General features: G+C 51.7%; 19 protein-coding genes. 16 read left to right on the plus strand and 3 right to left on the minus strand.

The genetic code is table 11. From position 1 onward, the window contains the following. The first annotated feature begins 35 nt into the window (after positions 1-35). The 9 genes from recA (at position 36) to pduL (ending at position 9,845) form a co-directional block, all read left to right on the plus strand. Positions 36-1,097 carry a recombinase RecA gene (recA, locus tag M0651_RS15970; RefSeq protein WP_282577940.1) on the plus strand — a complete coding sequence of 354 codons (1,062 nt, stop codon included), beginning with the start codon at positions 36-38 and terminating at the stop codon, positions 1,095-1,097. Positions 1,098-1,213: 116 nt separating this feature from the next. Then, on the plus strand, positions 1,214-2,068 hold the full coding sequence (locus M0651_RS15975; RefSeq protein ID WP_248552735.1) for a regulatory protein RecX: 855 nt from the start codon (positions 1,214-1,216) through the stop codon (positions 2,066-2,068). A 318-nt stretch (positions 2,069-2,386) separates the two neighbouring features. Continuing rightward, positions 2,387-3,928, plus strand: coding sequence for a ribonuclease Y (gene rny, locus M0651_RS15980; protein ID WP_240269296.1), 1,542 nt, complete (start codon positions 2,387-2,389; stop codon positions 3,926-3,928). 102 nt (positions 3,929-4,030) lie between these two features. Continuing rightward, positions 4,031-4,825, plus strand: coding sequence for a TIGR00282 family metallophosphoesterase (locus M0651_RS15985; protein ID WP_248552765.1), 795 nt, complete (start codon positions 4,031-4,033; stop codon positions 4,823-4,825). 165 nt (positions 4,826-4,990) lie between these two features. Then, positions 4,991-5,251 carry a stage V sporulation protein S gene (locus M0651_RS15990; protein WP_006286829.1) on the plus strand — a complete coding sequence of 87 codons (261 nt, stop codon included), beginning with the start codon at positions 4,991-4,993 and terminating at the stop codon, positions 5,249-5,251. Between the two features lie 92 nt (positions 5,252-5,343). Further along, complete coding sequence (locus M0651_RS15995) at positions 5,344-6,297, plus strand: dipeptidase (RefSeq protein WP_248552736.1); 954 nt, start codon at positions 5,344-5,346, stop codon at positions 6,295-6,297. 226 nt (positions 6,298-6,523) lie between these two features. Beyond that, positions 6,524-8,299 carry a 2-oxoacid:acceptor oxidoreductase subunit alpha gene (locus tag M0651_RS16000; RefSeq protein WP_248552737.1) on the plus strand — a complete coding sequence of 592 codons (1,776 nt, stop codon included), beginning with the start codon at positions 6,524-6,526 and terminating at the stop codon, positions 8,297-8,299. Then, on the plus strand, positions 8,286-9,152 hold the full coding sequence (locus M0651_RS16005) for a 2-oxoacid:ferredoxin oxidoreductase subunit beta (RefSeq protein WP_248552738.1): 867 nt from the start codon (positions 8,286-8,288) through the stop codon (positions 9,150-9,152). The genes M0651_RS16000 and M0651_RS16005 overlap by 14 nt, the downstream gene beginning before the upstream one ends. 120 nt (positions 9,153-9,272) lie before the next feature. Then, on the plus strand, positions 9,273-9,845 hold the full coding sequence (pduL, locus tag M0651_RS16010) for a phosphate propanoyltransferase (RefSeq protein ID WP_248552739.1): 573 nt from the start codon (positions 9,273-9,275) through the stop codon (positions 9,843-9,845). A gap of 82 nt (positions 9,846-9,927) precedes the next feature. Here pduL and spoVAD read toward each other — a convergent pair whose 3' ends face one another. The 3 genes from spoVAD to M0651_RS16025 are packed head-to-tail and all read right to left on the minus strand — an operon-like array spanning position 9,928 to position 12,296. Next, positions 9,928-10,932 (minus strand): stage V sporulation protein AD, encoded by a 1,005-nt coding sequence (gene spoVAD / locus M0651_RS16015; protein WP_248552740.1) that lies wholly within the window; start codon positions 10,930-10,932, stop codon positions 9,928-9,930. 1 nt (position 10,933) lies between these two features. Further along, positions 10,934-11,422, minus strand: a complete 489-nt coding sequence (gene spoVAC, locus M0651_RS16020) for a stage V sporulation protein AC (RefSeq protein ID WP_248552741.1) — start codon at positions 11,420-11,422, stop codon at positions 10,934-10,936. A gap of 13 nt (positions 11,423-11,435) precedes the next feature. Next, a complete protein-coding gene (locus tag M0651_RS16025; RefSeq protein WP_248552742.1) occupies positions 11,436-12,296 on the minus strand; it encodes a DUF421 domain-containing protein in 861 nt (286 codons plus the stop codon). Positions 12,297-12,468: 172 nt separating this feature from the next. On the opposite strand from M0651_RS16025, the gene M0651_RS16030 reads away from it, so the two are divergent. The 7 genes from M0651_RS16030 to M0651_RS16060 all read left to right on the plus strand — a co-directional run bounded on the left by M0651_RS16030 (position 12,469) and on the right by M0651_RS16060 (position 18,340). Then, on the plus strand, positions 12,469-12,675 hold the full coding sequence (locus M0651_RS16030) for a DUF1657 domain-containing protein (protein WP_155607982.1): 207 nt from the start codon (positions 12,469-12,471) through the stop codon (positions 12,673-12,675). A 186-nt stretch (positions 12,676-12,861) separates the two neighbouring features. Further along, positions 12,862-14,412 carry a tRNA (N6-isopentenyl adenosine(37)-C2)-methylthiotransferase MiaB gene (miaB, locus tag M0651_RS16035; RefSeq protein ID WP_248552743.1) on the plus strand — a complete coding sequence of 517 codons (1,551 nt, stop codon included), beginning with the start codon at positions 12,862-12,864 and terminating at the stop codon, positions 14,410-14,412. Between the two features lie 20 nt (positions 14,413-14,432). Further along, positions 14,433-14,885: a YlbF/YmcA family competence regulator gene (locus M0651_RS16040; protein WP_248552744.1), complete on the plus strand. Its 453-nt coding sequence runs from the start codon at positions 14,433-14,435 to the stop codon at positions 14,883-14,885. A 117-nt stretch (positions 14,886-15,002) separates the two neighbouring features. Beyond that, entirely contained in the window at positions 15,003-15,395 is a 393-nt protein-coding gene (locus tag M0651_RS16045) for a PaaI family thioesterase (protein WP_248552745.1), read from the plus strand. A gap of 94 nt (positions 15,396-15,489) precedes the next feature. After that, the gene (locus tag M0651_RS16050) at positions 15,490-16,263 is read left to right on the plus strand and encodes an NUDIX domain-containing protein (RefSeq protein WP_248552746.1); all 774 of its coding nucleotides are present in this window, start codon (positions 15,490-15,492) and stop codon (positions 16,261-16,263) included. 67 nt (positions 16,264-16,330) lie between these two features. After that, on the plus strand, positions 16,331-16,879 hold the full coding sequence (locus M0651_RS16055) for a cysteine hydrolase family protein (protein WP_248552747.1): 549 nt from the start codon (positions 16,331-16,333) through the stop codon (positions 16,877-16,879). Between the two features lie 6 nt (positions 16,880-16,885). Next, entirely contained in the window at positions 16,886-18,340 is a 1,455-nt protein-coding gene (locus M0651_RS16060) for a nicotinate phosphoribosyltransferase (protein WP_248552748.1), read from the plus strand. The last annotated feature ends 94 nt before the right edge of the window (positions 18,341-18,434 follow it).

Raw genomic sequence — 18,434 nt, forward strand, 5'->3', positions numbered from 1 at the left:
CGATGATTTATATCTAATTTAAGGATGTGAGCTGATTGTCAGATCGTAAAGCAGCGCTGGAGATGGCGCTTCGCCAAATAGAAAAGCAATTCGGTAAAGGTTCGATTATGAAGTTGGGAGAATCCACGCATATGCAGGTAGAGATCGTTCCAAGCGGATCGATCGCCCTGGATATTGCGCTGGGGACCGGAGGACTTCCGCGCGGACGGATTATCGAAGTCTACGGGCCGGAGTCTTCCGGTAAAACGACGGTAGCGCTGCACGCGATCGCTGAGGTTCAGAAGATCGGCGGACAAGCTGCCTTCATCGACGCCGAGCATGCGTTGGATCCGTCTTACGCCAGCAAGCTGGGCGTGAATATCGACGAACTCCTGTTGTCCCAGCCGGATACAGGCGAACAAGCGTTGGAGATCGCCGAGGCGCTCGTACGCAGCGGCGCGGTTGATGTTATCGTCATCGACTCCGTAGCGGCACTGGTCCCTAAAGCGGAGATCGAAGGCGAAATGGGGGACTCGCACGTAGGTTTGCAGGCCCGCCTGATGTCGCAGGCGCTGCGGAAGCTGTCGGGGGCGATCAGTAAGTCGAAGACGATCGCGATCTTCATTAACCAGTTGCGCGAGAAGGTCGGCGTGATGTTTGGTAACCCGGAGACGACGCCGGGCGGACGCGCATTGAAATTCTACTCCACGGTTCGTTTGGATGTGCGCCGTATTGAGACAATCAAGATGGGCAACGACATGGTGGGGAACCGGACGCGGATCAAAGTCGTGAAGAACAAAGTGGCTCCTCCTTTCAAACAGGCCGAGATCGATATCATGTACGGGGAAGGTATTTCCAAAGAGGGAAGTCTCATCGACATCGGGACGGAGCTGGATATCGTGGACAAGAGCGGTGCCTGGTACTCCTATTCCGGCGAACGACTTGGACAAGGCCGTGAGAACGCAAAGCAGTTCTTGAAGGAACATCCGGAGATCGCGAATACGATTGAGCAGAAGATTCGCGAATCCAGTAATTTGACTACGGCGGTAGCTCCAGCTTCGGCTAGCGAAGTGGAAGCGGAGCTTGAGGAAGAGCAAGCGCTGCTGGGAGAAGAATAAGCTCGTTTAAGCTGTAATGATCAAGCGCTCTGACCGCCGGTAATCGCCGGGGCAGGGCGCTTTTGCAGTACTGGGGTATTGAATGGATAGCTTAGGCAGAACCGGAGGGATTTGATGTGAGCACGTGGGGACAGTCGCGCGGCAAAGCCGCGGGAAGAGGAGGCGGATCTTCCTCTGGCCAATGTAGAGAAGAAGAAATCGTAGATATCTCTGACGAGTCGTTCTGGGAGCCGCGGCCTCGGGATGTCGACCGCGATTCGGACGGGGAGGGTGCAGAAGAAACCGCTGGTTTGGACGCATTCCCTGAGGACATCGAGCTGGTGATTACGTCGGTGATGATGCTGAAGCGACCGAAGCATCGTTATCGGATCTCTTTTGGCAAATATTCGTTGGAGATCCACGAGGACGTGATGATCAAATACCGCATGATGAAAGGCGCGGTATTCACAAAAGTAGAGCTAGAGGAAATCGTAGCGGCTGACGGACGCCAGCAGGGATATGCTGACGCATTGAAGTACTTGAGCTTGAAGCCAAGAACGACGTATGAAATCACGCAACGTCTAGGGGAAAAGGGTTGGGGCGAGGAGACGATTCAGGACGTTCTTGTCCGCCTCCAGTCGGAAGGGTACGTGGATGACGCCGCATACGCCCAGGAATGGGCTTCTCAACGCGTGAAGCTTCGCGGAAAGGGAAAGCTGTGGGTCAAGCATGAACTACGCCAGAAAGGCGTGTCCAAGTCGCATATCGAGGAGGCGCTCGGTGAAGTCAGTGAAGATGACGAGTTTGAAAGTGCCCTTCAGCTAGGGTTAAAGAAGTGGCAGGGAACCACGGGAGAACCGCTCGACCGCAAACGCAAAACGGGGGCTTTCCTGCAGCGCCGCGGGTTTAGCGGAGGCGTTGTGTCCAGGGTCATGCGCGAACTCGGCAACCGGGAACAAATGCATGGAATGGACGAATGGGACGAAGAATAAGAGGACGGGAGGGAACTCCTGTCATTAGCTTGACAATATCTTTTGTCAAATAATAAAATGAACATGTATCCATATCGTCAGAAGCCCTTTTTTTCCTTCCAAAATTATGGGTCAGCGATAGGATTTATGTTCTCCAATCATGAAGGCAAAGTGCCTCCGCTTGGATAGCGGTAGGGTCATGCATTGCAGCATGAACTGCTGAACTGAATGGGCAAGTCATGAATTTTTTGTATGAATGATGAACCTAGAAACGAAAAGTAACTACAATTGCAAACATCCCAAGGAATGCCTTGGAGGAAACAACGGGGAGGTGAACAGATGGAACCAGTAATCTGGATCGTTCTCGTTGCAGCCGCTTTATTCTTTGGGTTCGTGATCGGGTATTTTATTCGCAAGTCTCTTGCCGAAGCTAAAATTTCCAGTGCAGAGCACGCGGCCAGTCAAATCTTGGAGAATGCCAAGAAGGACGCGGAAGCACTGAAAAAGGAAACGGTTCTGGAAGCTAAGGACGAAGTCCATAAGCTTAGAGCCGAAGCTGATAAAGACATTCGTGAACGTCGGAATGAAATACAACGACAAGAAAGACGATTGTTGCAAAAAGAAGAGTCGCTGGATAAAAAATTAGAATCGCTTGAACGTAAAGAAGAGCAAGTGGTCAGCAAAGAGAAACGAATCGAAGAAACACAACAGCAAATCGACTTGATTTACAAGAGTCAGGTTCAGGAACTGGAGCGAATTTCCAACCTTACGATGGAAGATGCTCGTTCGATCATTTTGAACAACGTGGAGCAGGAAGTACGCCATGAAACCGCGCAGATGATTAAAGACATTGAACAGCAAGCGAAGGAAGAAGCGGACAAGAAATCCCGTGAGATCATTACGCTGGCCATTCAACGTTGCGCTGCCGATCATGTGGCGGAGACGACGGTTTCCGTTGTAACGCTGCCGAACGAAGAGATGAAAGGGCGGATCATCGGCCGCGAAGGCCGGAATATCCGAGCGCTTGAAACTTTGACCGGGATCGATCTCATTATCGACGATACGCCGGAAGCGGTGATTCTGTCGGGCTTTGACCCGATTCGCCGCGAAATTGCCCGGACCGCGCTAGAGAAGTTGGTGGCGGACGGACGGATTCATCCGGCACGAATCGAGGAAATGGTCGAGAAATCTCGTCGGGAAGTGGACGAACGCATCCGCGAATACGGCGAACAAGCTACGTTCGAAGTGGGCGTGCATGCCCTGCATCCGGATTTGATCAAGATTTTGGGACGTCTCAAGTTCCGGACAAGCTACGGACAAAACGTACTGAAGCACTCGATGGAAGTCGCTTATCTGGCCGGTTTGATGGCTGGAGAGCTAGGCGAAGACATCGCTCTTGCCAAACGGGCAGGCTTGCTGCACGATATCGGTAAAGCGCTTGATCATGAAGTGGAAGGGTCTCATGTCGAAATCGGTGTGGAACTGGCGAAGAAGTATAAAGAACATCCGGTGGTTATTAACAGCATTGCCTCTCACCACGGCGATTGCGAAGCCACCTCTGTCATTGCCATGCTGGTTGGCGCAGCCGATGCTCTGTCGGCGGCAAGACCGGGCGCGCGTCGGGAAACACTCGAAACCTACATTCGTCGGTTGGAGAAGCTCGAGGAAATTTCCGAATCGTTCGAAGGCGTCGAGAAATCGTTCGCCATTCAGGCGGGCCGCGAGGTGCGCGTGATGGTGCAACCGGATAAGATCGACGATGCGGAAGCATTCCGCTTGGCGCGTGACATTACCAAGACGATTGAAAGTGAACTGGATTATCCGGGTCATATCAAAGTTACCGTCATCCGCGAGACGCGGGCGGTTGAATACGCCAAGTAAAGGTTATGCTGAAAAGTGGCCCCTCGCGGGCCGCTTTTTCATTGCCTGGGCGTCCCCAAGCTCTTAAGGAGCTTAGGGTCAGATGCAGAGGAGGGAACCAGCATTAAAGTTCTGTTTATCGGAGACATCGTCGGAAATACGGGGCGCAGAGCACTGAAAGCAACGTTGCCCCATTTAAAATCCAAATACAATCCTCATATCATCATCGCCAACGGGGAGAACGCAGCAGCAGGGCGGGGGATTAACGTCAACATCGCCAAAGAGTTTTTCGACCAAGGCGTACACGGCTTAACGATGGGTAACCACACGTGGGACAATAAAGAGATCTTCGACTTCATCGATGACGAGCCGCGGATGGTCCGGCCGGCTAACTTTCCGCCGGGAACGCCGGGTCAGGGGTTTACCGTGATCAAAGCAGGCGGTAAGGAGCTGGCCGTAATCAATTTGATGGGCCGTACTTTCCTGCCGGCGATCGACGATCCCTTCCGGGCAGCCGATGATATCGTCGGTCAGTTGTCCAAGAAACACAAGTGTATTCTGGTGGATTTCCATGCTGAAGCGACTTCTGAGAAAATCGCCATGGGTTGGCACCTCGACGGACGCGCCTCAATCGTGGTCGGGACGCATACCCATGTGCAAAGCAACGATGACACGATCCTGCCGCAAGGAACGGCTTACTTGACCGATGCCGGCATGGTCGGCTCGCGTGAAGGCATCTTGGGCATGGAACGCACGGCGGTTCTGCGCAAGTTCACAACTCAGCTCCCCGTCCGGTTTCAAGTCTGCGAGGGGAAATGGCATTTCCACGCCGTGCTCGTCGATATCGATGAATCCACAGGGAAAGCGCAGAAAATTCAAAAAATTCGATTGCTCGAAGACGAATGGTTGATGGATTAGGAAACCGTTAAAGCGATTGCACCTGATGCGGCGAAACGCCCGGAAGTCCCTAGGATCAAGGCCTCTCGAAACTTCTCCTCCGAGAAAAAGAAGGAATATCCCGGATTCTCACGAATATCTTCTAAGTAGTGGAATCCAACGAATATTCCCAGGGAGGTACTAACCATGGAAGTATTAAAGGTTTCAGCAAAATCCAACCCCAACTCCGTTGCCGGCGCGTTGGCCGGCGTACTCAGAGAACGTGGCGCTGCTGAACTTCAGGCCATTGGGGCGGGGGCTCTAAACCAAGCCATCAAAGCCGTAGCGATCGCCCGGGGATTCGTCGCGCCAAGCGGCGTGGACTTGATTTGCATTCCAGCCTTTACCGACATCGTGATCGATGGTGAGGATCGTACCGCTATCAAACTGATCGTAGAACCGAGATAACGTTTTAATAGAGATGACGCCTGTTTACATCCGTAGACAGGCTTTTTTGTTTTTCTTGGCAAACTATGCGTAACGAAGAAGGAGGAAGGATCATGACAAGACCGATCATCGACTTTCATTGCGACGCCTTAAGCAAACTGCTGCTAGACCCCAAGTTGGATTTTTCGAAGGATCGTCGCCTGGATGTAAATTTACGTCGCTTGAAGAAGGGCGGGGTGAAGCTGCAAACGTTCGCGATTTTTCTGTCCCAGCGGCTTGGTCCCCCGAAAATGGAACATATCCTGGGACAAATCGATGTCTACCAAGAGCGTGTTCAACCTCTAGGTGTGCTTCCCGTGCAATCTGTGGAGGATCTGGATGCCCTGGAGCAAGGGGAGGCCGTTGGTGGGCTATTGTCGCTGGAGGGAGCGGACGGGCTGGAGGGCAACTTACATTATGTCCGCGTATGTTATGAGAAAGGCGTACGGCTTCTCGGACTAACCTGGAATTATGCCAACTGGGCCGCCGACGGGATCATGGAGCCGCGAAACGGCGGTTTTACGCCGGCCGGGCTGGAGTTGGTCCGATTATGCCACGAGCTTGGAATCATTTTGGATGTCTCGCATTTATCGGTTAAAGGATTTTGGGAGCTTCAACAGCTCGCAGAAGAAGCCGGTAAGCCATTTATCGCTTCACATTCAAACGCGTATGAGGTCTGCCCGCATGCCCGGAATCTTCGCGACGATCAGATCCAGGCGATCATCAAGCTAGGAGGGCGAATTGGAGTGACCTTCGTACCGTGGTTCGTCAAAGAGGGCCGGAGCGCATCAAGCAAAGATTTGCTGCCGCATATCGAGCGAATCTGCTCATTAGGGGGAGGGGCAAATCTGATGTTCGGGTCTGACTTCGACGGGATCGAAACTCATTTAACTGATTTACGCCATTCGGGACATTACGCAAATTGGCAGGAATCCTTGCTGAAATATTATCCGGAAGAGCTTGTACGCGGATGGTTGTACGACAATGCAGCCGCGTTCCTGCGCGCTTGGTTGCCCTCTCACAAGTAAGCGCTTTAATTCATCCAATTGTGAGAACGAATTGATCGAAAACTACTATATGAAAAAAGGCTAGAAAACGCTTGCTTTTTACCAGGTTGAGACATAAAATTGACATGACTCTGAAACAGAATGTTCACAAACATCGGGCTGGAATGTGACCTCTTGCACGTTAACATTCGAACTTCATTATTATTCTATTTTTTCCATTGCGATACGATTAAAGGGGTGGGCGATCTTGATTAGTCAATTGTCTTGGAAGATCGGTGGTCAGCAGGGCGAGGGCGTTGAAAGTACGGACCGGATTTTTTCGACGGCTTTGAACCGGCTGGGATATTACTTGTACGGGTATCGGCATTTCTCCTCCCGTATTAAAGGCGGTCATACGAATAACAAAATCCGGATAAGCACCAAGCCGATTCGCGCGATTTCCGACGACTTGGACATTTTAGTCGCTTTTGACCAAGAAAGTATCGATTTGAATGCGCAGGAGCTGCGCGGCGGCGGGGTTATCGTGGCGGATGCCAAGTTTAACCCGACGGTGCCGGAGGGCGTGGATGCCCGTTTGTTCCCGGTGCCGATTACCAGTATTGCCGAAGAGCTTGGTACTTCGCTGATGAAGAACATGGTTGCTTCCGGTGCGTCCTGGGCGCTGCTCGGACTTCCGCTAGAAGTGTTCAATCAAGCGGTGGAAGAGGAATTTGGCCGTAAAGGTCCAGCGATTGTTGAGAAGAATATCGAAGCGGTTAAGCGGGGTGCGGATTTCGTGCTGGAACTCGCCGGAGGACCTCTGGACGAATTCAAGCTAGAACCGGCTGACGGCAAGCAAAAGCTCTTCATGATCGGTAACGACGCGATTGGCCTTGGTGCCGTAGTCGCAGGTTGCCGGATTATGAGTGCATACCCGATTACACCGGCTTCTGAAATTATGGAATATTTGATAAAGAAATTACCGAAATTTGGCGGTACCGTCGTACAAACCGAGGATGAAATCGCTGCGATTACGATGGCGATCGGATCGAGTTATGCAGGTGTTCGTACGATGACGGCATCGGCTGGGCCCGGCTTGTCTCTGATGATGGAAGCAATCGGTTTGGCCGGGATGACCGAAACGCCGGTTGTTATCATCGATACCCAACGCGGCGGTCCGAGTACAGGTTTGCCAACAAAGCAGGAGCAAAGCGACATCAATGCGTTGATCTACGGTACACACGGGGAAATTCCGAAGATCGTAATTGCACCAAGCTCCATTGAAGAATGTTTCTACGATACCGTGGAGGCCTTCAACCTGGCTGAGAAATACCAAGTGCCTGTAATCGTGGCCACGGATTTGCAATTATCCCTTGGCAAGCAGTCTTGCGAAATGCTGGATTACAGTAAGGTTTCGATTGATCGGGGTTATCTTGTGAAGGATATTCCAGATCGTGATGATTCGAGCATGTTTAACCGTTACGCCTTCACGGAGAATGGCATTTCCCCTCGCGTATTGCCAGGTGAGAAGAACGGCATTCACCATGTGACCGGGGTTGAGCATGACGAATCCGGCCGGCCGTCGGAAAGTACGGTGAACCGGAAGAAAATGATGGATAAGCGGATGCGGAAGCTGGCCCAACTGGAAGTAACCAATCCGATTCACCTGCAAGCCCCGCATGCCGAACCGGATCTGCTGATCATCGGCATGGGCTCTACGGGCGGTACGATTGATCAAGCTCGTGTGCACTTGTCCGAGGATGGCGTGAAGACGAATCACATGACGGTACGGTTGATGCATCCATTCCCAACGGAGCAAGTGCTGCCGGAAATCGCGAAGGCGAAGAAAGTGGTCGTTCTCGAGAACAATGCGACTGGCCAATTGGCGAATTTGATTAAACAAAACGTCGGCTATCATGACAAGATCGTGAACGTGCTGAAATATAACGGCAATCCGTTCCTTCCTTCGGAAGTCTACGAAGAATGCAAGAAGGCATCCGGGAATAAAGCGCAGGAGGAGTTGGTGAAAAATGGCAACGTTTAAAGAGTTCCGTAACAACGTTAAACCTAACTGGTGTCCGGGCTGCGGCGATTTCTCCATTCAAGCCGCCATCCAACGCGCCGCGGCGAATGTGGGTCTTGAACCCGAGAACCTCGCCGTCATTTCCGGGATCGGTTGCTCCGGTCGGATTTCCGGATATATTAATGCCTTCGGTCTGCACGGAATTCATGGTCGCGCATTGCCAATCGCTCAAGGCGTGAAGTTGGCCAACCGCGACTTGACGGTAATCGCATCCGGCGGAGACGGCGACGGCTTCGCGATTGGGATGGGCCATACGGTACACGCGATTCGCCGTAACGTTAACATCACCTACATCGTGATGGATAACCAGATTTATGGATTAACCAAAGGGCAAACCTCTCCGCGCAGCGGCGAAGGTTTCAAGACGAAGAGTACGCCTGAAGGCTCGGTGGAATCAACCTTGTCGCCGCTCGAAATCGCGTTGGCGTCCGGCGCCACCTTCGTGGCTCAGTCGTTCTCCAGCGATCTGAAGCAGCTCACGTCCTTGATCGAACAAGGGATCCAACACGAAGGTTTCTCCTTGATCAACGTGTTCAGCCCATGCGTCACCTTTAACAAGGTGAATACGTACGATTGGTTCAAAGAGAATATCATCAATCTAGAGTCGATTCCGGATTATGATCCAAGCAACCGGGCGATGGCCATGGCGAAGCTGATGGAGACGAACAGTATGATTACCGGATTGATCTATCAGAACAAAGCGAAGAAGAGCTACGAGGATCTCGTACACGGCTTCAAGAAAGAACCGTTGGCTTATCAATCGCTGGCGTTGTCCGAAAGCGAGTTTGACAATCTTGTAGCAGAATTTAAATAATGCAGTTAAAGGCGTCCATTTCCGATGGACGTCTTTTCCTTTTTTTCGTCATTAGGTGTATAATGAGTAGCGATGTGAATCGTCATCGATATAGAGAATTTACGAGGAGTGTTTGTAGACATGAGTAAAACTGTACCAGTCGGCGTATCCGCGCGTCATATTCACTTGACGCAGGAGCATATTGAAATTTTGTTTGGACAAGGCTATCAATTAACTGAATTCAAGCCGTTGTCGCAACCGGGACAATTTGCCGCAAATGAACAAGTGGCTGTCATCGGATCGAAGGGCCAGTTCGACAAAGTCCGTATCTTGGGCCCGGCTCGACCGGCTTCCCAACTGGAAATTTCCCGTACGGATTCCTTCACCATCGGCGTCAAAGCACCGGTACGCGAATCCGGTAACATTGAAGGCACACCAGGCATTAAAGTCGTTGGTCCTGCTGGTGAAATTGAACTGGAGCAAGGCGTAATCGTCGCTGCACGTCATATTCACTTTCACACTTCCGATGCGGAGAAATGGGGCATCAAGGACAAGCAGCTGCTGAAAGTCCGCTTGGGCGGAGAACGCGGCTTGGTGCTTGAAAACGTCATCGCCCGCGTGTCCGACAACTTTGCACTCGATATGCACATCGATACGGACGAAGCGAATGCGGCTGGCGCTAAAACAGGCGATACGGCTGAGATCATTGACTAATCTGTAACAGCGATCGAATAAACCAAGGGCTTGACCAACGGCTTTAGATGCCGGGGTCAAGCCCTTTTTGGCATGGAGTCTCCTACGCTTCAATGGATACCGCGTGGGCGATACAGGGGATGCTCTCCCCTTGTTGGAAGGAGAGGGGAGAGAGCAACGCTCCGGTAGCCACAACGAGGATTCGTTTTAACTCACCGCGCTTGATCCGGTTCAGCAGATGGCCGTAGGTGACGACCGCCGAGCAGGCGCAGCCGCTGGCACCGGCCTGGACTTGCTGCTTCTCGTAATCATAGATCATCATTCCGCAATCCTGATAGGTGGTTTGCTTGATCGGAATGTTGTGTCGGACGAACAAATCATTGGCGATGGCATAACCCACCTTGGACAAATCTCCGGTGACGATCAAGTCGTAGTAGGAGGGTTCGATTTGCAAATCGCGAAAATGGGCTTGAATCGTATCCACGGCCGCGGGAGCCATCGCCGCGCCCATATTAAACGGGTCGGTGATCCCCATATCGATGACTTTGCCAATCGTGGCCGATGTGATCGATGGCCCGTCCCCTTCGGGAGACACCACCGCCGATCCCGAACCGGTCACCGTGAACTGGGCGGTTGGCGGCTTCTGCGAACCGTATTCCGTCGGGTAACGGAACTGCTTCTCCACACTGGCGTTATGGCTGCACGTTCCGGCGACGACGTATTTCGCGCCGCCCGAATTGACGACATAAGCAGCCATCGCCAACGTCTCCATGGAAGTCGAGCAGGCGCCGAACATGCCGATGTAAGGAATGCTGAGCGTCCGCGCCGCAAAACTGTTGCTGATAATCTGGTTCATCAGATCACCGCCGAAATAGAACTGGATTTCCTCCTTGGTCAAGCCAGCATGTCTAATAGCCAGCTGCGCGGACTCCTCCAGCAGCGTCTTTTCGGCTTTTTCCCAGCTGTCTTGGCCCATATAGAGGTCAGCATGGATAATGTCGAAATCTTCAGCTAGCGGCCCTTGCCCTTCAAACGGTCCGACAACGGTAGCCGTACTGATAATTTTAGGTTTGTTCTCAAATACCCAGCTTTGATGGCCTTTTAGCATCTTAGTGTCCTCCTCCGGCATACCCTGGGACAAAAACGGCATAAATTAACCCGATAATAAAAGCGGCTACCGTCCCAAAAACGATCACAGAGCCGGCTAATTGGAACATCCCCGCACCAACGCCAAGCACCAATCCTTCGGGACGATGTTCGATCGCCGTCGAGGCCATCGAGTTTGCAAATCCCGTCACAGGTACGGCCGTGCCGGCCCCGGCCCATTGCGCGATTTTGTCATACACGCCAAAGCTCGTGAGCAGGACGGAAAGGATCACGAGGATGGCGACCGTCGGATTTGAGGCCTCTTTCTCACTCATGCCGGCAAAATGGATAAAGGCCTGTCGGATACATTCTCCAATCAGGCAAATCAGTCCGCCGACCATAAAGGCCCGCAGGCAATTGACGCCCACCGGACGCTTCGGCTCATGAGCATTTGCCAGCCTTTGATATTGCTGCTGCGTCGGGGTCAACTGCTTGTTTTTTTTCTTGGCCATGCTCCCCATCCTCCTATTGGATTAATAACGGTTTGACTTGATCGATGACCTGCTGCAGGTTGGCCGAGCAATCCCCATAGAGCTTCTTCGCGGCTTTCTCGTCCGTCGATAGGGCAAACATCTCCAGATCGGCTTCGCACTTCTTCAATTGGGCCAACAGGACCGCCTTCTCCTGAGGTTGCGGTACGGTGATTTGATCGTCATACAAGTCAACGTAAAACTGGCCATAGGCATCGACTTGCCCCAAATTGACGTTATCCAGCGAGACGCCAAGCTTCTCCAGCTCGGTATTCAGCCACTTCCGGTTGAGTCCCAACGTCGCGAGCGGCTCGTCCATGATTTTTCCATCGATAATCACCGTTTGCGGTTCAGGCTCCGGAGCAACCTTGATCCCTAATTGCGATGGCGTGAGGGGCTGATATTCGTTCTTCAGCATCGCGTTGATTTGTCCGTCGGGCTCGATAACTGCAAATTCAACTTCCGCTACTTTGAAAATACTTTTCTTCCGCAGTTGCTCCATCAGTTCCTCATTGGTCAGCTTCTCCTTCTTCAGATTATCCTCCAAAACCTTACCGTCCTTGATCAGCACCGTGCTGCTGCTGTCGATCCAATCGCGGGCTTTCTTGCTCTTAATCTGCAGGTATTCGATCCCGATGGATACGAGAAACCAAACGGTGACGGCGATCAGCCCGAGATACCAGTCTGTGTTGATATCTAAGGAAATGTAAGCGGTGATACTCCCGATCGTAATCCCGGTGATATATTCGAAGAAGGAAAGCTGAGAGATTTGCCTTTTTCCGAGCAGCCGGGTGAGGATAAACAAAACAACGACGGCCACCAGCGTTCGGACGATGACTTCCAACCACATGGGCATGGAGAATACTCCTTTCGTAGACCATCCAAGGCGAGATAACCCAATTATGCGCGGGAGTACGTAAATTTAGTAAGACAATATGTGGAAGGGAGAAGACGTGTATGAATCCGTATTTGAAAGGTGAAATTATGTTTTGTTCAAAGTCCCATGCAAAAATAAAGGTGGTGAAATAATGACAGTAGCAGCACAAGTCAAGACGACCTTAGCTTCCTTAAAAAGTGCGCAAGCGAACCTGGAGCAATTCGCGTTAAATACGCAAAACCAACAAGCGAAAGACCTGTTTACGCAATGTGCGGAGCAAACACAACAAATCGTGACCCAAGTGGAAAGCCGCGTGTCCCAGTTGGAAAGCGAAGAACCTCAATACAAGGGATTCTAAGGTATCCATGAATAAATCAACCTGGTCCGTTCTATCGAACGGGCCTTTTTACGTTGGCGGGCGAGGAGGCCTTTATCTGGATATCGAGGCCCGGTCATGTTATAATTTAGTGTAATGCATTTTTAAGTATTATGATGATGCCCATAAGGAACGAAGATAGATCTGGTAAAGGAGTGAACGGGCAACATGGCTAAGGAAACTAAAGATTATTCCAAATATTTTGACTTCTCGGACGCCCGGGTCATTTCGGAGGATGAGAACGGGAAGAAGATCCGAATCCGTGGCCGGGATATTCAAATTTTGTCCGAGCCGAACCACCGTATGGAGAAGCAGCGCGGGAAAGAAGACGTGCAGGTTCTGTACGAGAACGCGGTTCCCGACGAACTGAAAGGGATCGGTAACGGCAAGCATTATATCGTATATACGTTTGGGTGCCAGATGAACGAACATGACACCGAAACGATTAAAGGTCTGCTGGAGCTCATGGGTTACCGTGCGACTGAAGATCGTAAGATAGCGGATATTATTTTGCTGAATACTTGCGCCATTCGGGAGAATGCCGAGGATAAGGTGTTTGGCGAATTGGGGCATCTCAAGGGCTTGAAGACGGAGAAGCCGGATCTGCTTCTGGGCGTTTGCGGTTGCATGTCGCAGGAGGAAGGCGTGGTCAAGCGCATCCTGCAGAAGCACGGGTTCGTGGATCTGATCTTTGGAACGCATAATATTCACCGTTTGCCGTATTTGATTCAGGAGGCATTGTTCAGTAAAGAGATGGTCGTCGAAGTTTGGTCCAAGGAAGGCGACATCATCGAGAACTTGCCGAAGAAACGCGAAGGCATGCGGGCGTGGGTGAACATCATGTACGGGTGCGACAAGTTCTGTACATATTGCATCGTGCCGTTTACCCGCGGCAAGGAACGCAGCCGTCGACCGGAGGACGTTATCGCCGAAGTGCAAGAACTGGCGCGTCAAGGTTATAAAGAAATTACATTGCTCGGTCAAAATGTCAATGCTTACGGCAAGGACTTTACCGACATCAACTATACATTCGCTCATCTGATGGATGATATCCGCCAAATCGATATTCCTCGCGTTCGGTTTATGACGTCGCATCCGCGCGATTTTGACGATTCGTTGATCGACGTTTTGGCCAAGGGCGGTAATTTGGTGGAGCATATCCACTTACCGGTGCAATCGGGCAGCAGCGAAGTGCTGAAGAAGATGAGCCGGAAATATTCTCGCGAGCATTATCTTGAACTCGTGCGCAAAATCAAGGCGAAAATTCCGAATGCCGTTTTGACGACGGACATCATCGTGGGATTCCCGGGCGAAACCGAGGAGCAGTTCGAAGATACGTTGTCCCTCGTACGCGAGGTTGGATTTGATTCGGCGTATACGTTCGTTTACTCACCGCGGGAAGGCACGCCGGCGGCTGTGATGGAAGACAATGTTCCAATGGAAGAGAAGAAAGCCCGGCTTGCTCGGTTGAATGATACCATAAACGAATTCAGCCGCGTCAGCAACGAGGAGCAGCGTGGACAGATTGTTGAAGTGTTGGTCGAGGGTGAGAGTAAAAACAACGCAAATGTGTTGTCCGGCCGTACCCGCAGCAACAAGCTGGTTCATTTTGAGGGCGCAACTGATTTGATCGGAACGTTGGTTCATGTCGAGATCACCGATCCGATGACTTGGTATATCAAAGGCAATCTCGTGGAGCAAACCGCTAAATTGGCGTAAATGCAGGGGAGGTTATATAAGTGGAACAACATAAAGATCAAACCGATTGCGGAATACCGAAATTCGATTCGCGGGATCTAGTGATTCGCGAGGATATTATGAGTAAGGCCAAGGAATTAGCCGAATTGATCGGCACCAGTGAGGAAGTCCAGCAGTTTCAAAAAGCGGAGAAGCTGATCCAACAGCATGAACGCATCCAAACGTTAATCAGTACGATCAAGAAGAAGCAGAAGGAGATCGTCGCATTCGAAACGTTCCAGAATCAAGCGATGGTCCAAAAAATCGAACGCGAGATCGAGGAGTTGCAGGACGAATTGGATGGGATTCCGATCGTAACGGAATTCCAGCAGAGCCAAAGCGATATCAACTATCTGCTCCAGTTAGTGGTCTCTGTGATTCGCGATACAGTAGCCAACAAAGTGAATGTCGAGTCGGGCAGCGAGCCGGCCGTCTCCTCCGGTTACGGAGAGTAAAGCGAAGCAGTCGGTGCGGAGGCAACCCCTCCGCCTTTTTGATGTAAGGTGGTTGATTGAAGCGCCGTCTCTTCGGAATATTATATAGAGAGAGAAGTAAGGATAGGGGGACAACACGTGAATTGGAGCGAAGAAGTACAACGTCGCGACGAGCAATCATTCTGGGGGCTCTTGGGGCTGCGCCTCATTTCAGCCGATAAATCCCTTGTAGAGCTCGGCTTGACGGCAGAGGCGTCCCATCTCAACTCCATGGGCATCGTGCATGGCGGCGTACTGTCGTCCATGATGGATCAAGCGATGGGCACGTTGGTGGCAACGATTAAGGGCAAACTCGGGGTGACCACCCATTTGAACGTCAACTTTCTGAGTCCGATGCGCACAGGGGAACTTGTGGTGTCGGCTTTTCCGTTGCACGAAACGCATCGGACCATGACACTCCGCTCCGAGGTTCGCAACGAAGAGGGGACCCTCGGCTGCATCTCGACGGCAACATTCCGTTTGCCGAAGTGAGCGAAAGAACTGTCGGCAACTAATAACACATGAAATCGCAATGCCGGGCTTATCGGATCGGCCGGCGTTATCCTAGACGATGTGGTGATACGTGATGAACGAAGAACAAGAGCAGGTAGTTAATGAGGTTAAAAAATATCGTACGCCGGACGGAATCCCGGCCGATATCGTCATGTTTACGTTGACGAGGCAGGAACGCAAGGCATCGACCAAATCGCTGCCGCACTTTGATCTGAAGGTCATGCTGATCCGCCGGCGGAGCTGGCCGTTTGCCGGAGCTTGGGCTTTGCCGGGTGGTTTCTCACAGGAGGACGAATCTCTGTACGAAACCGCTCGACGCGAACTGAAGGAAGAGACCGGCGTTGACGGCTCCCATCTCGAATACCTGGGTGTGTACAGCAAACCCGGCCGGGATCCTCGCGGTTGGATTATCTCGCATGCCTTCTTCGCACTGGTGGAGGAATGGGTATTGGAGAAACGGCAATCGGCGGATGATGCCCAGGAGGTGGGTCTCTTTACGGTTCACGAAGCGTTGGAGGATCTGCAGCTCGCCTTCGACCATCGCGAAATTTTGCAGGACGCCTACAAACGCATCCAGCAGCAAATGCTCCATACGACGATCGCCAAGCAGTTTCTGCCTCCGCATTTTACGCTGGGCGAATTGTATCAGGTTATCCAAACTGTCGTTCCGGACTTCGCGGAGCTCAATTTTATACGCAAAATTACATCGACACGCAGCCGTCAGGGGATACTGGAGGAAGTTCATGACGAACACGGCAAACCGATGTTATCCAATCAGTATTCGCAGCGTCCAGCCCAGTTGTACCGGTTTACCGATTTCACACCGCAGCTGTCCATCTATACGTAAACACAAGCAAGAACTACATAACTCGCGGCTGTCGGCGAATGGGATAGTACTAAGGGAGAGTGAGATCATGAAAGCTCTGATCGTCATTGATTATACGAATGATTTTGTGGATGGCAACCTTCCGGTTGGTCAGCCCGCGATGGATATCGAACCTGTGATTTGCCGGTTGACGGAATCCTATGCGGCGCAAGGGGATTATGTCGTAATGGCGGTGGACCTGCATGAGCGGGAAGATAGGTGGCATCCGGAAACGAAGCTGTTTCCGCCCCATAATTTGAGGGGGTCCGAAGGACGAGCGTTATACGGTCGACTGGCTGAGGTATATGAGAAGAATCAAGACCGAATCTATTGGATGGACAAAACAAGATATAGCGCGTTTTGCGGAACGGACCTGGAACTGAAGCTGCGCGAGCGCGGGATTACGGAAGTACATCTGATCGGCGTGTGTACCGACATTTGCGTACTGCATACGGCGGTTGACGCCTATAACAAAGGGTTTGCCATCACGGTTTACGAGGATGCGGTTGCCAGCTTCAACCCGGAAGGGCATACCTGGGCTTTGGGGCATTTCCGCAGCAGTTTGGGAGCCACCGTAACGAACACCCAGAGAGGATGAACAGGGATGCCAACCACGGGTTTAGCGCTGCATACTGATAAATATCAAATTAATATGATCTACGCACATTGGATGAATGGGACGCATTTACGGAAGACGGTGTTTGAGGCTTACTTCCGGAAGCTACCGTTTGGCAACGGGTATGCGGTGTTTGCAGGCTTGGAGCGGATCGTGGACTATATTCGGCAGCTCCAGTTTACAGAAGAAGATTTAGCGTATTTAGCGAAACAAGAAGAGAACTATAAACGAGAATTTTTGGATCTGCTGCGCGGATTCCAATTTAAGGGCACGTTGATGTCGATGAAGGAAGGCGCGCTTTGCTTCCCGAATGAGCCGTTGATTCGCGTGGAAGGGACGATCATGGAGACTCAACTGGTCGAGACAGCGCTGCTGAACTTCATGAACTTCCAAACCTTAATCGCGACAAAAGCGTCGCGGGTGAAACGGGTCGCCGAGAACGACGTCCTGCTGGAGTTTGGCACCCGACGGGCGCAGGAGGCAGATGCCGCCATTTGGGGCGCACGAGCTGCTTATGTTGCGGGTTTTGACGCAACGTCCAATTTGCTGGCTGGTGAAAATTTCGGCATTCCAACCAAAGGGACGCACGCTCATTCGTGGGTGCAGATTTTCGATTCGGAGCAGGAAGCCTTCGAGTTGTACGCGAAGGCGTTGCCGGATCAAGTTTCTCTGCTGGTCGATACGTTTGATACATTGAAAAGCGGCGTCCCGCATGCGATACATACCGGCAAAATGCTGGAAGCCGCCGGTAAGCGGCTCGGCAGCATTCGTCTGGACAGCGGCGATTTAGCCTACCTGTCCATCCAGGCTCGCAAAATGCTGGATGACGCCGGCCTGCCTTATGTCAAAATCGTCGCGTCCAATGACCTGGACGAGAATACGATTTTTAACCTGAAGGCACAAGGGGCGAAGATCGATATATGGGGCGTGGGGACTCAGTTGATTACGGCGGCGGACCAACCGGCACTGGGCGGGGTCTATAAGCTTGTAGAACGGGAGAAGGACAGACGGATGGAGCCAACGATCAAAATCTCGGGCAATCCGGAGAAAGTCACGACCCCAGGTAAGAAGGACGTGCTGCGTATCGTCAGTAAAGACAGCGGTAAGGCGATTGCGGATTACATCTGTTTTCCGCATGAGCAGCAAGCACGGACGGGCGGCAGCCTTCGGCTGTTTGACCCGGTACATCCTTACATCAAGAAGTCGGTAAAAAACTACGAAGTTGTATCCATGCTGCAACCGATCTTCGTGGATGGTCAACTCGTGTATGAGCTGCCGACACTGGACCAAATCCGTCAGTATCACCGAGAGCAGTTGGATTTGTTCTGGCCGGAATACCTGCGTAAGCTGAATCCGGAGTTTTACCGCATCAGTTTAAGCCAGGAAGCATGGGAATTAAAGCAAAAGATGATCGAGGATTATCTGGGGCATCAAGAGGAATAGCTCGCTATAAACAACCCGCTAGACAAAGAAGATCGCTACTCGCCGTTATCGGCGGAGCGATCTTCTTAGTTGTTAGGAAATTATTTCTCGGGAA

The sequence above is a fragment of the Paenibacillus mellifer genome, from assembly GCF_023195895.1.
GTDB lineage: Bacteria > Bacillota > Bacilli > Paenibacillales > Paenibacillaceae > Fontibacillus > Fontibacillus mellifer.